A 12,753-nucleotide genomic window follows, 5' to 3' on the forward strand; every position below is an offset into this window, starting at 1 on the left:
TGCTCCGGCCGACTGTTCAGTGCGTGTTTTGAATAGAATCCAAAAGGCGCTCTTCATCAATCGGCTTGGTGATATAGTGACGCGCTCCCGCATTGATCGCTTCAAAGACCAAATGCTTTAAACCGTAGGTGCTAATCATGATGATGTAGGCATTGGGGAATTCGCTAATAATTTTTTTGACAGTGTCGATACCGTTCATGCCTGGCATGTTGATATCCATCATGACTACGTCAGGTTGGTGCGTCATGTACTGATGGTAGGCGTCTAATCCATCCGCCGCTTCTGCAATGACTTGATGGCCAGCCCGTTGAAGGATGATTCTAATGTATTCTCGGACAACAATCGAGTCATCAGCAATTAATATACGAGCCATAAAACCTCCTGTGTCGAAGCGGTGTGATAGTGTTGTGCAGTGTATGGTGTGCCTGCCTTAACCATAACATTGTTAGGAAAATGGTCGCAATCCCATTATTAGAAAATTTGAGCGATCTTTGACGGAAACGTCACAAATCAGTCAACTGTGAGTCCTTGACGGCCAGGATCGCTCCCGTGAAGCCGCTCCTGCCGCAAAGGAGCGGCTGAAAACGTTGTATCCTTTCGCCAGAATGACATTTCTTTCGTGAAGATCTTGTAAAAAAAGCGATGAGTTCCCCGCACCTGAAAGGGTAAGGTGTAAAATGTCGCTAGGATAACAGGGGGTACATGACAGGAAAGGTGACACTATGGATGCGAAAATAGCCGAGCGGCAAACAGGCCGACGAGAAATCAGCGCGTACAATCTATTTGCGTTGACTTGGCCTATCTTTTTGGAGTTGCTGCTTTTTTCCCTGATCGGCATTACCGACACGTTTATGCTGAGCGGGGTGTCCGATCAGGCAGTATCGGCAGTTGGAGCTGCCAATCAACTGATCTTTATTGCGATTTTGATTTTGGAGGTGGTGGGCAACGGCGCTTCGAATGTCGTCGCGCAATACATCGGCTCGAAAAAAATGGTCGATGCGGCGAGGGTCGGGGCAGTTGCCATCACGCTCAACCTGCTGATCGGCATCGTCATTAGCGTAGGCTTTGTCCTGTTTGGCAATGCCTTGCTTACCCATGTCAATTTGCAGGGAGAGATTTTGGCGCTGGCCCAGTCGTAAATCGCCATCGTCGGGGGCGGCTTGTTTTTGCAGGCGCTCATCAATACGTTGGCGAGCATGATTCGCACTTACGGCTTCACGAAGGAGAGCATGTTCATCTCGCTCGGGATCAACGTGATTCACGTGATCGGGAACTATTTGCTGATCTTTGGCCGCTTCGGCTTTCCCGAACTGGGCGTGGAGGGTGCGGCGATCTCTACCGTATTGAGCAGAGCGTTGGGGCTGATCGTCTTTTTCTGGGCGTTTTATCGGCTGATCGAGGTCAAAGTCGGGTTCAAAGAGTACGTGGCGATCAAACGGTCGTACGTCGGCAAAATTTGCCGGGTGGGCATTCCTGCCGCATGCGAGCAAATCATGTACCACGCCTGTCAGCTCGTCTTTTTTTACTACGTGACGTTTCTGGGCGCAGCGTCGCTCGCCTCCCGCCAGTACGTGCTTCAGCTCTCCATGTTCATTTACTTGTTCAGCGTCGCGATCGGGATGGGGACGGCGATCATTACCGGCAAGCTGGTCGGGGCAGGCAGGCCGGACGAAGCTTACGGCAGGGTGTGGAAAAGCTTGCGCTGGGGCTTGCTCTACACGGCTGTAGTCAATACGCTCATCATCGTCTTCCGCGAACCGATTATGGGCATGTTCACGACTGATCCACAAGTTTTGCAGATCAGCTCGACGATCATTTTGCTCAGCATATTGCTGGAGACGGGGCGTGTTTTCAACATCGTGCTGATTAATTCCTTGCGCGCGGCGGGAGATACCCAGTTTCCGGTGTATATGGGCCTGATCTCGATGATCGGGATCAGCTTGCCGCTTGGCTATGTGCTCGCTTTTTACGCGGGCTTGGGCTTGGCTGGGGTATGGCTGGCAGTCGCAACCGATGAATGGATACGGGGCATCATGATGTTTTTCCGCTGGCGGAGCAGGGCGTGGGAGCGAAAAACGCTCATCGACCCGTAGCGCGTGCCAGCACAACGAACGACTCCGTCTGCAGACCGACTGGAAAACAACCCCAGAGGCGGATTCTACTTCTCCGTCTGTCGAGTACAATGAATAGCAAGAACAGATAAGCTTGCGTATAGAGGAGATAGAGATGAAAAGTTGGATAGGAGCTGGATTTTTGGCTTTGGCCATAGGTCTTGCGGGCTGTAGCAACGGAAGCTTGCAGACTGTAGAGGAAAAACGGCATTTGGAGCTGCCGATTGCGGCGATAGAAACGCTGGAGATAGCGACAGCGTCGGGTGATTTGATCGTGAAGGGAGACGACAAGGCCACCTCTATCCAGGTAGACGCTACGATCAACAGATCGCCAAATATCAATCCCGAAGATATAGAAGTAACGCTCGCCGAGGACGGGGCTGTCGCCCAGTTGACGTCAGAAAGTCGCGCGCAGTTCGGCGTGGCGTATATGAAGCTGAAACTGGAGGTCACGGTTCCATCCGGTTTGAAGGTCGCGATCACGGACGGTTCAGGGGATATCGACGTATCCAAGCTGGCGGGGCCGCTCACGATTGCGGATGACTCCGGCGATATCCGGCTGAAGGATGTCACTGGCGAAGTGGAAATCAACGACCAGTCCGGTGATATCAAAATCAGCAAGGCGACTGCCCTCAAGCTGATTGAGGACGATTCCGGCGACATTTTGCTGGAAGATACGGTTGGCGATGTGGAGATTCGCGATCAGTCGGGCGATATGAACATCGTCCGGCACAAAGGCAACCTGAGCATATCGGATGAAAGCGGCGATATCGACATTTACACAGTCGATGGAAACGTGGAAATCGTAGAGGATGGCTCTGGAAAGCGTTCGGTGAAAAACGTCAGCGGATCGTACACGGAGAACTGAAAAAAGAGTGCCGTTGCCTTTGGCGCAGCGGCGCTTTTTTATTAGGAAGACACAGGCCGGAAAATTCTTACTTTTGTCAATCCAGAGAAATTTAGTCGACTAATGAAAAAATGCTTTTATCCAGGATAAAGAAGTGCTAATATAACAAATGGAGAAACGATTGAGAATGAGATTCTTTATTATTGAGAATGAATCCCTTTCTCAATAAGCACAATAAAAGCAACGCATCATTCACGTGAACAAAGAGAAGAGTAGGGAAGCGATGAAAAAAAGATATTTGGTTGTGGCCCTGATTCTGCTATCAATGGTATCCCTGTTTATCGGCGTGAAGGACATTTCGCCCCTGGAGCTGTTCAATCTCAGCGACGACAAGGTTCAGGTGATGTGGATCAGCCGGATTCCCCGCCTGATTAGCATCATCATCGCCGGTATCAGCATGAGTGTGGTCGGCCTCATCATGCAGCAACTGACCCGCAATAAATTCGTCTCGCCTACGACGGCGGGGACCGAAGATTCTGTCCGCTTCGGGATTCTCGTCTCCTTGCTTGTGTTTGTCGACGCCTCTGTATGGGTGAAGCTGCTCGTGGCATTCGTTTTCGCTCTGCTCGGAACGTTTATCTTCATGAAAATTCTCGACAGAGTGAAGTACAAAGACTCGATCTTCATTCCGCTGGTCGGGCTAATGTTCGGGAATATCGTCGGGTCGATCACGACGTTTTTCGCCTACAAGCACGACCTGATCCAGAACATGTCGTCCTGGTTGCACGGCGATTTTTCCTCCATCATGAGGGGCAACTACGAGCTTCTATACATAAGCATTCCGCTGGTCGTCATTGCGTACCTGTTTGCCAACAAGTTTACGATCGCAGGGATGGGCGAGGAATTTGCCATCAACCTCGGGCTGAATTACAAGCAGGTCGTCAATATCGGGCTGGCGATTGTCGCGATGGTTTCGTCCGTCGTCATCCTCACAGTGGGAACGATCCCGTTTTTAGGGCTTATTATTCCTAATATTGTGACGCTTTATCTCGGTGACAACCTGAAAAAAAGCTTGGCCCATACCGCCTTGCTGGGCGCGGTGTTCGTCCTCTGCTGCGATATTTTGGGACGCCTCATCATCTTCCCGTACGAAATTTCGATCGGTTTGATGGTCGGGGTAGTGGGCAGCGGTATATTCGTGTACTTACTCATGAGAAGAAAGGCATATGAACGATGAAAGCTAAGATTGGTGGCATGGCGATAGTCGCCGTTGCTCTGATAGCCGTATTCATGCTGATTGACGCTGGAGGCAACTGGGATTACGTGCTTCCCCGGCGGGCGAAAAAAATTCTCGCCATCATCTTGACCGGGTGCATCATCGCATTCTCGACAATGGTCTTCCAGACGATTACCAACAACCGCATCTTGACGCCCAGCATCATCGGCCTTGATTCCCTTTACATGTTCATTCAGACGTTCGTCATTTTCGTGTTTGGCTCTACGCACATGACGATCATGAACAAAAATGTCAACTTTCTCATCTCGACAGGCTTGATGGTTTTGTTTGCCGGCGTGCTGTACAAATTCCTGTTTAAACGGGAAGGCCAAAACATCTACTTCCTGCTGTTGATCGGGCTGATCTTCGGCACGCTGTTCGGCAGTCTGTCGACGTTCATGCAAGTGTTGATCGACCCGAATGAATTTCAGATCGTACAGGATAAAATGTTCGCCAGCTTCAACAACGTGAACACAGACCTGCTGATTCTCAGCTTTGTGCTGGTGATCGCGATCGGGATCTACTTCTGGCGCTACACCAAATATTTGGATGTGCTGTCGCTGGGACGCGATCAGGCGATCAACCTGGGGATTCCTTACGATTTTGTCGTCAAGCGCTTCCTGATCGTGATTGCGATTCTGGTGTCGATTGCGACCGCATTGGTTGGACCGATCACCTTCCTGGGGCTTCTGGTGGCGAACCTGGCTCATCAGTTCATGAAGACGTATCAGCACAAGTATTTGCTGGCAGGCTCGGCGTTAATCAGCGTCGTGGCGCTGGTAGGCGGTCTGTTGGTCGTAGAGCGCGTGTTCACGTTCTCGACGACGCTCAGTGTGATCGTCAACTTTATCGGTGGGGTTTACTTCATCTATCTTCTGTTAAAGGAGAATAAAGCGTGATAGAAGTCCGTAACGTCTCAAAACAGTATGGGAACAAAAACGTCGTGGAAAACGTCTCGGTGAAGATTGCCAAGGGAAAAATCACGTCTTTTATCGGGCCGAACGGAGCCGGGAAGAGTACGCTTTTGTCCATGGTCAGCCGTTTGTTGACGAAGGACCAGGGCGAGGTATTGATTGAGGGGCAAGAGATCGGCCAGTACAAAAGCAACGACCTGGCGAAAAAGATTTCGATTCTCAAGCAGTCCAACCACATCACCGTTCGCCTGACGATCCGCGAGCTGGTCAGCTTCGGGCGCTTCCCGTACTCGCAAGGCAACCTGACCAAAGAGGACTGGAAGTATGTAGACGAAGCGATCCGTTACCTGGAGCTTACGGACATTCAGCACAAATACCTCGACCAGTTGAGCGGCGGGCAGCGGCAGCGGGCGTACATCGCCATGGTTGTCGCGCAAAACACGGAGTATGTGCTTCTCGATGAGCCGCTGAACAATTTGGACATGAAGCATTCGGTCCAGATCATGAAGGTGCTGCGCCGCCTGGTGGACGAGATGGGCAAAACCGTCGTGATCGTCATTCACGATATCAATTTTGCTTCCTGCTACTCGGACTATATCGTGGCGCTCAAGGATGGCAAGGTCGTGAAGGAAGGCACTACCGACGAGATCATCGACCCGCAAACCTTGAAGGATGTGTACGATATGGACATCCACATCGAGGACATCGACCAAAACAAAATATGCGTATATTTCGCGTAACGCTTTTCTTCCCTTCGATAAAATTATTTTGATGGCATGCAAGGGGGTTCATCAGCAAGCTATCAATAATTTTATATATATTAAAAAACTTATAGAGGTGAGAGAAATGAACAAAAAAATCCTTGTGCTGTTCATGGCCGTACTGTTGGCAGTCTTTACAGCGGCATGCGGTTCCGGCTCCAATAGTGCAGCTCCTTCCCAAACGCCAGAGGCTTCCAACGGCGCCGCGAAGGAATCCGAAGAAATCACGATCAAACATAAATTGGGCGAGGCAAAACTGAAGAAGAACCCGCAAAACGTAGTAGTCTTTGACTACGGTGTACTCGATTCCCTGGACAAACTGGGCATTGAAGTGAAAGGGGTAGCGCAATCCAGCATTCCTCCTTACCTGGAGAAGTTCAAGGACGCGAAATACACCAACATCGGCAGCCTGAAAGAGCCTGACTTTGAAAAAATCAACGCGATGAAACCGGATGTAATCTTCATCTCCGGCCGTCAGCAAGACGCTTATGAAGAACTGAACAAAATCGCCCCAACCATCTTCCTGGGTGTAGATACGACCAAGTACATGGAGTCCTTCACCGAGAACATGAAAACTCTCGGCACTATCTTCGGCAAAGAAGCGCAAGTAGACGAAGAACTGGCAAAAATCAACGACTCTATCAAGCAACTGAATGAAAAAGCGACTGCAAGCGGCAAAAACGCGCTGATCGTTCTGGTGAACGAAGGCAAGCTGAGCGCTTACGGTCCTGGTTCCCGCTTCGGCATTTTGCATGACGTATTTGGCTTTGCTGCTGTAGACAAAAACATTGAAGTTTCAACACACGGTCAAAGCGTATCGGCTGAGTACGTGGCAGAGAAAGACCCTGACTACCTGTTTGTCGTAGACCGCGGCGTAATCTCCGGAAACCAAGGCGTTTCTGCTGCAGCAAAAGAAGCGGTAGAAAACGACCTGGTGAAAAACACCAAAGCGTTCAAAAACGGCAACATCATTTACCTGGATGCCAACTACTGGTACCTGTCCGGTGGCGGACTGGTGTCTACAGCGAACATGGCTGATGAAATCCTGAAAGACATCAAGTGGTAATCAAACCTCGTTGACAGATAGGCAGCAGCCCGGGGCAGATCAAGCCCCGGGCTGCTTGCTTGTTTTTCTTTGCACCAAAAAAGCCATTCTCCTTTTGGCCGATCAGGAGAATGGCTTGTGCTGTCGATGATAGAGAAAATTAACGAGTGCCGACCAGCTTGCGTTCTTCTTCTTGTACCGCTTGGGCGGCTGGTTGAACTAGGCTGGATGCAGGTTGCTTGTTTTCAACGGCATGGCTCAGCTCGTAAGGGAGGCAAAGCGGCACGCCTGTGCGCGGGTCGGTCAAAATGTCCGCTTCGATGTTGAATACTTTGCGCAGCATCTCGGGAGTCATGACTTCTGCCGGAGTACCTTCTGCCATGACGGTGCCGCGAGAGATCGCCACCATGTGCTGGGCGTAGCGTGTCGCATGGTTCAAATCGTGGACGACCATGACGATCGTGCGGTTTTCTTCCTCGTTCAGCTTTTGCAGCAGCTTGAGCACTTCCAACTGGTGTGCCATGTCGAGGAAGGTGGTCGGCTCATCCAGGAACAGAATGTCGGTCCCTTGCGCCAAAGCCATGGCGATCCAGGCGCGCTGGCGTTGACCGCCGGAGAGCTGGTCTACAGGACGGTCGTAGAAGTCGACCATACCCGTCATGGAAATGGCCCATTGGACGATTTCCTTATCTTCTTTGGTCAGGGAGCCGAAGCCTTTTTGATGCGGGAAGCGGCCGTAGGTAACAAGCTCAGACACGGTCAATCCATCGGGAGCAGTTGGGTTCTGCGGAAGAATCGCCAGTTGCTTGGCGACTTCTTTGGTCGACTGCTGATGGATCGACTTCCCGTCCAGAAACACCTGTCCGCCTGACGGCTTCATGATCCGGGCCAATGTTTTGAGGATAGTCGATTTGCCCGAGCCGTTTGCGCCGACCAGCGCGGTGATTTTGCCGGAAGGGATGCTGATATTCAGGTCTTTGACAATGGAAAGCTCGCCGTAACCGATGTCCAGCTTTTGCGTGTATAAGCGTTCCACAATAGGCCAACTCCTTTATAGGAAAGTATGTACATGTATGAGTAAAAGCAGACAATGATAATCATTTTCATTAAAGTATATAACGGAATGCAGGCAATTTCAATACTTGATCGCTTGATCGCGTGCAATCGAGGCATGAGAAAAGCCAACCTGCTCTCTAGTGTGAGCAAATTGGCTTGGGAATAACAAGCTTATGAAAATAGGCGACTAGCTTTGGTACGTGATGTGGGCGATGATGCCTTCCTCGTCATCCAGTACCAGCTCGATACCCGCAGAGTACGGGTTGCGTTGCATTTGCGTCTCCAGATAGAAGCGGATGGCTTCGATCAGGTTGATCTCGACGAACACCTGCTTGCGACCGTTGGCGTAAACTTCAGCGGAAAAGCCGTAGTCTTCGTCCCACATCAGCTCAACTTCTACGTCTTGCGGCTGAACTTGCTTTTTGCTCGCCACATGCAGGCAGATGGCGTTGATGAGCATTTGCTCCGAAAATGTTATCTTTTCCATGCGTTCAGTTCCTGTTTCTTCGCGCGTTGCGTTTTGAAGTAGACGAAGATTTTGCGGATCAGGACGATCACAGCCACAATCGCCAGCATGTTAATCAGGAAGCCGAAGATTGCGCCCAAAGCTCCCATGTCGCCAAACAGGCTACCGAACAGCAATCCAGCCAGTCCACCGACGAGAAGGCCTTTCATGAAGCCGCCGCTGCTTTTGGTCGGAGCAGCAGTTGCCGGTGTATTGGTTGTCGTGCTTTTATTGGTAGAGGCATTTACATTCGAATCGGCTTTGGTTGGAGTTTGCGTGTTCGTTGGAGCTGTATTGGAATTGAACGACTTTTTGCCAGACTTGTAGCCTTTTGCATCGGCGTGATCTGTGAATCCGCCAGGAGCGAGTACGAGCATAACGGCGACCAACAGCATGATGAGTTTTTTCATGTGATTTGAGTAGCCCCTCTCTATTCATTGAGTTACATATAAGTGTACATGAATATTTGGAGCTTTTCCACCAAACATTCGGTGAACATTGCTGGATGGAAGAAGAAAACAAAACGAAAGCCCCTGACGTGCAGCAGCAGCCAAGGGCTTTCTCGCTATGCGCTTTTTTTCAGTTTGCGAGCCGCCCAGTTGCCGAGCGACTGGATCAGTTGCACCAAAACGACGAGGATGATGACGGTAATTATCATGACCTCGATATCCCATTGCTGGTAGCCGTAGCGCAGCGCCAGATCGCCCAGCCCGCCCGCTCCGACGGCTCCGGCCATCGCGGTCGCGCCGATCAGGCCGATGGTGGCAATCGTCAGGCAGAGCACGATGCCCGGTCTTGCCTCGCGCAGCATGATGCGAAAAATAATTTGTCGGCGCGAGGCTCCCATGGCCTGGTACGCCTCGATGACGCCGCGGTCCACGTCGTGCAGCGCCGTCTCCATCAAGCGGGAAATATAAGGAGCCGTGTAGACGATCAACGGGACGATGGCGCCCTCGATGCCGATGGAGGTACCGACGATCAGCTCGGTGAACGGGATGATCGCGACCATCAGGATGATAAAAGGCAGCGAGCGCACGATGTTGATGATCGTATTGAGTGCGTGGTAGATGAATTTGTTCGGAAACAGATGGTTGCCCTGGGTAACGACGAGAAGAATCCCCAGCGGAATGCCGATGAGCGTCGCAATGAACAGCGCGATGCCCACCATGATGACAGTTTCCTGCAAGGACTGTCCGAAGACAGGAATCATTTCAGTAAGGCGGTCCATGAGTGCGTGCCCTCCTCTCGTTCGACGATGTCCACTCTGTAAACCGATTCGCGCAGAAAAGCAATGCCGTCCTCAATCGCCCGTTCCTCCCCGGAGATATGCAGCAGCAGAATGCCCAGCGCCGTTCCTTTAATGGAAGTAATCGAGCCGTACAGCAAGTTGGTGCTGACCGGAAAACGCGCGGACAGCGTGCCGAGCACCGGATCGAGCGCGGCATCCCCGCGAAAAGCTACGCGAAGTATTTTCGAGACAGGCCCGGACGGCTTGATTTTGGCCAAAATTTCACCCGGCACTTCATCGTCAAAAATCGTCTTGATGAAATTGCGCGTCGTCTGCTGCTGCGGATTGCTGAAAATATCAAGCACAGTCCCTTGCTCGATGATGACGCCGTTTTCCATGATCGCGACCTGGTCGCATATTTTTTTGATAACCTGCATTTCGTGGGTAATCAGCACGATTGTCAGATTGAACTTGCGGTTAATGTCGAGCAAAAGCTCCAAGATCGATTCGGTCGTCTGCGGGTCGAGAGCAGATGTCGCTTCGTCGCACAGCAAAATTTCCGGATCGGTGGCGAGTGCCCGGGCAATGCCTACCCGTTGCTTTTGCCCGCCGGACAGTTGGGAAGGATAGGCGTTTGCCTTGTCCGCCAGACCGACGAGGCGCAGCAAGTCTTCTACCTTGCGCTTGATAACGTCCTTTGGCACTCGGTTCATCCGCAATATTTCCGCCACGTTGTCAAAGACGTTGTAGGAGGAAAGCAGATTGAAGTGCTGAAAAATAATGCCGATCTTTTTGCGCGCCTGGCGCAGCTCTTTTTCCTTCAGCTCAAGCAGATTTTGCCCGTTGACGACTACGGAGCCGCTCGTCGGCTTTTCCAACAGGTTGATCGTGCGGAGCAGGGTACTTTTCCCCGCTCCGCTAAAGCCGATCACGCCGTAGATTTGCCCTTTTTCCACGTTCAGAGATACGCCCTTCAAGGCTTCGACCTGCCTGGCTCCTACCTTGTACGTTTTATGAATATCAGTTAGCTGTATCATCACGAGTGTCTCCTTGTTGTCGGTTGTTCCCGGCATGTTTTTACCAGGACGGCAGCACGGCTCCTTCAAAGTGTTCGTCGATAAACTTCTTCACTTCTTCCGAGCGGTAGATGTCCACGAGCTTTTTGTAGGTCGGGTTGTCTTTGTCTGCTTCTCTGACGGCGATGATGTTGACGTAAGGAGAATCAGACGTTTCCGAGAAGATCGCGTCTTTTTTCGGCGAATAGCCTGCTTCCATGGCGAAGTTGGTGTTGATCGAAGCGACTTCCACGTTGCCGAGCGAGCGAGCCAAAAACGCTGCCTCCAGCTCCTTGAATTGCAGTTTTTTCGGATTTTCCACGATGTCCAGCGGAGTCGCGTTGTCTTTCACGCCGTCTTTGAGCTTGATAAGTCCGGCAGCCTGGTAGAGCAACAGAGCGCGGGCGCGGTTCGTCGGGTCGTTTTGGATGCCGACCACGCCGCCTTCCGGGATGTCCTCTACTTTTTTATGCTTGGTGGAGTAGAGCCCCATCGGGAAGGTTACGCCTTTGCCGATCTCGACGATTTTGGTTTTGTGGTCCTGATTGAACTTGGCCAGGAACGGGATGGTCTGGAAGCTGTTCATATCGAGATTGCCTTTATCGAGAGCCTGGTTCGGTTGCACATAGTCGTTGAACACAACCAGCTCCACGTCGATTCCTTGGCCTTTGGCGACTTCTTTTACTTTGTTGAAAATTTCTTCGTGAGGGCCGCCTGTCACGCCGACCTTGATTTTGGTTTGCTGTTCAGCAGCAGCTCCACCGTTTGCGGGAGCCGCTTCCTGTTTGCCGCCGCACGCCGTAACGAGAGAAGCAGCTAGCAGAAGCGAAGTGAGAAATAAGCCTGTCTTTTTCATGAAAATTCCCCTTTTCTTTGGTGTTTGTATATCTTGAAAATAGTAACCGGGAAAACAAAAAGCCTCTTCCGCTAAGAAGAGGCTTGTAACTGCGCATGCAACATTCACAGTCGTCAATGCCTCTCTTATCTGTCGGAATTGATTTCCGCTGGATTTGGCACCATATCGGTGGGATAGGTTGCCGAGGTGTCATAGGGCCAGTCCCTCGACCTCTCTTTATAAGAGAAGTGGCTTATGAAATTCGGTCAAAGCAAATTGCCTACAATTCATATTAGGTTAGTTGGATTATAGCTTGCCGATTTCGACCTGTCAATTGTTTTTCCGAACGAATTTTTGACTGAAAAATGTAAAAATGATCTAAATACGAATGTTTGCTTGCTCTAGCCAGAAATCATATGTATAATGGGAGCAACGAATCCGATAACAGCTCTCGCGGGTGATGTCATGAGTTTAACAGACACGAATGAAACGAGAAAAAAGCTGTCTGCCATTTATAATGAGATAGCGAAAGAGTTGTTCGGATTTGGAACGACTTTGCTGAGAGTGACCATTGAGAATCAGTTGATTACCTTCCACGCCAAGCATCGCCGTTCACCGCGCTCTGCCGCGCTTGAAGGCGAAGCCCCGGCCCTGAAGCTCGAAGTCGATTTTCGCATGTCTCTTCTTTATAAGAGGAAACTGAAAGAACGGCTGGAAGAAGAGATGGGTCTGAAGCTGGAAGCTGTGCTAAGAGACTATGACGCGCCTACGCAGTGGGCGATCACGAATGTGATTGTGAGCGGCTCGGAAAATTAAATACTTGCCCCATTCGTTCGGATTTTCCCTTTTGATTTATCTCAAGGGAAGACCGTGAAAATGGTGTGAAACGGGTGTCGCTTCTCTTTGTTTACGAAGAAAAGTGCTCTTGTTTAGAATGTATCGTTCTATTCAAGGGTGCTTTTCTTTTTTCTTTTTCAGCTTCTCAACGCTTGGCAAAGGGGGTGGTTGATGAATAAAATCACCGAACGAGGGAAACAGTAGGGGGTTTCACGACACGCAGTATAAAAACGAGAAAACACTTCATTCTATGAGATGGAATCATTCGTCATTTATAAGCCGA

The 12,753-nt window shown here is 50.7% G+C and carries 13 protein-coding genes, 1 pseudogene and 1 riboswitch; of the genes and pseudogenes, 7 read left to right on the forward strand and 7 right to left on the reverse strand.

What is annotated here, in order from left to right; genetic code table 11:
- Window positions 1-16 precede the first annotated feature (16 nt).
- Complete coding sequence (locus tag BA6348_RS03900) at window positions 17-373, reverse strand: response regulator (RefSeq protein ID WP_005830165.1); 357 nt, start codon at window positions 371-373, stop codon at window positions 17-19.
- Window positions 374-722: 349 nt separating this feature from the next.
- On the opposite strand from BA6348_RS03900, the pseudogene BA6348_RS03905 reads away from it, so the two are divergent.
- The 6 genes and pseudogenes from BA6348_RS03905 (at window position 723) to BA6348_RS03930 (ending at window position 6,975) form a co-directional block, all read left to right on the forward strand.
- Window positions 723-2,093 (forward strand): annotated as a pseudogene (locus BA6348_RS03905) (MATE family efflux transporter).
- 133 nt (window positions 2,094-2,226) lie between these two features.
- Window positions 2,227-2,979 (forward strand): DUF4097 family beta strand repeat-containing protein, encoded by a 753-nt coding sequence (locus tag BA6348_RS03910; protein ID WP_007778317.1) that lies wholly within the window; start codon window positions 2,227-2,229, stop codon window positions 2,977-2,979.
- Between the two features lie 262 nt (window positions 2,980-3,241).
- The gene (locus BA6348_RS03915; protein ID WP_122952564.1) at window positions 3,242-4,195 is read left to right on the forward strand and encodes an ABC transporter permease; all 954 of its coding nucleotides are present in this window, start codon (window positions 3,242-3,244) and stop codon (window positions 4,193-4,195) included.
- Window positions 4,192-5,133 carry an iron chelate uptake ABC transporter family permease subunit gene (locus BA6348_RS03920; RefSeq protein ID WP_007778320.1) on the forward strand — a complete coding sequence of 314 codons (942 nt, stop codon included), beginning with the start codon at window positions 4,192-4,194 and terminating at the stop codon, window positions 5,131-5,133. Before BA6348_RS03915 ends, BA6348_RS03920 begins: the two co-directional genes overlap by 4 nt.
- Window positions 5,130-5,888: an iron ABC transporter ATP-binding protein gene (locus BA6348_RS03925; RefSeq protein WP_007778323.1), complete on the forward strand. Its 759-nt coding sequence runs from the start codon at window positions 5,130-5,132 to the stop codon at window positions 5,886-5,888. Before BA6348_RS03920 ends, BA6348_RS03925 begins: the two co-directional genes overlap by 4 nt.
- A gap of 106 nt (window positions 5,889-5,994) precedes the next feature.
- Window positions 5,995-6,975 carry a siderophore ABC transporter substrate-binding protein gene (locus BA6348_RS03930; RefSeq protein WP_007778327.1) on the forward strand — a complete coding sequence of 327 codons (981 nt, stop codon included), beginning with the start codon at window positions 5,995-5,997 and terminating at the stop codon, window positions 6,973-6,975.
- Between the two features lie 139 nt (window positions 6,976-7,114).
- Here the strand turns inward: BA6348_RS03930 and BA6348_RS03935 are convergent, their stop codons facing one another.
- From BA6348_RS03935 to BA6348_RS03960, 6 genes are all read right to left on the reverse strand, one after another.
- The gene (locus tag BA6348_RS03935) at window positions 7,115-7,990 is read right to left on the reverse strand and encodes an ABC transporter ATP-binding protein (RefSeq protein ID WP_005830155.1); all 876 of its coding nucleotides are present in this window, start codon (window positions 7,988-7,990) and stop codon (window positions 7,115-7,117) included.
- A 207-nt stretch (window positions 7,991-8,197) separates the two neighbouring features.
- Complete coding sequence (locus BA6348_RS03940; protein ID WP_005830153.1) at window positions 8,198-8,497, reverse strand: YxcD family protein; 300 nt, start codon at window positions 8,495-8,497, stop codon at window positions 8,198-8,200.
- Complete coding sequence (locus BA6348_RS03945; RefSeq protein ID WP_005830151.1) at window positions 8,485-8,925, reverse strand: hypothetical protein; 441 nt, start codon at window positions 8,923-8,925, stop codon at window positions 8,485-8,487. The genes BA6348_RS03940 and BA6348_RS03945 overlap by 13 nt, the downstream gene beginning before the upstream one ends.
- 155 nt (window positions 8,926-9,080) lie before the next feature.
- Window positions 9,081-9,743, reverse strand: a complete 663-nt coding sequence (locus tag BA6348_RS03950; protein WP_007778332.1) for a methionine ABC transporter permease — start codon at window positions 9,741-9,743, stop codon at window positions 9,081-9,083.
- Window positions 9,722-10,780 carry a methionine ABC transporter ATP-binding protein gene (locus tag BA6348_RS03955; RefSeq protein ID WP_005830147.1) on the reverse strand — a complete coding sequence of 353 codons (1,059 nt, stop codon included), beginning with the start codon at window positions 10,778-10,780 and terminating at the stop codon, window positions 9,722-9,724. Before BA6348_RS03955 ends, BA6348_RS03950 begins: the two co-directional genes overlap by 22 nt.
- A 40-nt stretch (window positions 10,781-10,820) precedes the next feature.
- Entirely contained in the window at window positions 10,821-11,654 is an 834-nt protein-coding gene (locus BA6348_RS03960) for a MetQ/NlpA family ABC transporter substrate-binding protein (RefSeq protein WP_005830145.1), read from the reverse strand.
- Window positions 11,655-11,776: 122 nt separating this feature from the next.
- Window positions 11,777-11,879, reverse strand: a riboswitch (SAM riboswitch).
- 219 nt (window positions 11,880-12,098) lie between these two features.
- On the opposite strand from BA6348_RS03960, the gene BA6348_RS03965 reads away from it, so the two are divergent.
- On the forward strand, window positions 12,099-12,449 hold the full coding sequence (locus BA6348_RS03965) for a hypothetical protein (protein WP_025848092.1): 351 nt from the start codon (window positions 12,099-12,101) through the stop codon (window positions 12,447-12,449).
- Window positions 12,450-12,753: the final 304 nt, after the last annotated feature.

The organism is Brevibacillus agri (assembly GCF_004117055.1).
Lineage (GTDB): Bacteria > Bacillota > Bacilli > Brevibacillales > Brevibacillaceae > Brevibacillus > Brevibacillus agri.

What these genes read in the sequence shown, in the direction of transcription:
- BA6348_RS03900 (WP_005830165.1), bottom strand. Translation starts at nt 373, where the DNA reads ATGGCTCGTATATTAATTGCTGATGACTCGATTGTTGTCCGAGAATAC.
- BA6348_RS03910 (WP_007778317.1), top strand. Translation starts at nt 2,227, where the DNA reads ATGAAAAGTTGGATAGGAGCTGGATTTTTGGCTTTGGCCATAGGTCTT.
- BA6348_RS03915 (WP_122952564.1), top strand. Translation starts at nt 3,242, where the DNA reads ATGAAAAAAAGATATTTGGTTGTGGCCCTGATTCTGCTATCAATGGTA.
- BA6348_RS03920 (WP_007778320.1), top strand. Translation starts at nt 4,192, where the DNA reads ATGAAAGCTAAGATTGGTGGCATGGCGATAGTCGCCGTTGCTCTGATA.
- BA6348_RS03930 (WP_007778327.1), top strand. Translation starts at nt 5,995, where the DNA reads ATGAACAAAAAAATCCTTGTGCTGTTCATGGCCGTACTGTTGGCAGTC.
- BA6348_RS03940 (WP_005830153.1), bottom strand. Translation starts at nt 8,497, where the DNA reads ATGGAAAAGATAACATTTTCGGAGCAAATGCTCATCAACGCCATCTGC.
- BA6348_RS03945 (WP_005830151.1), bottom strand. Translation starts at nt 8,925, where the DNA reads ATGAAAAAACTCATCATGCTGTTGGTCGCCGTTATGCTCGTACTCGCT.
- BA6348_RS03950 (WP_007778332.1), bottom strand. Translation starts at nt 9,743, where the DNA reads ATGGACCGCCTTACTGAAATGATTCCTGTCTTCGGACAGTCCTTGCAG.
- BA6348_RS03955 (WP_005830147.1), bottom strand. Translation starts at nt 10,780, where the DNA reads ATGATACAGCTAACTGATATTCATAAAACGTACAAGGTAGGAGCCAGG.
- BA6348_RS03960 (WP_005830145.1), bottom strand. Translation starts at nt 11,654, where the DNA reads ATGAAAAAGACAGGCTTATTTCTCACTTCGCTTCTGCTAGCTGCTTCT.
- BA6348_RS03965 (WP_025848092.1), top strand. Translation starts at nt 12,099, where the DNA reads ATGAGTTTAACAGACACGAATGAAACGAGAAAAAAGCTGTCTGCCATT.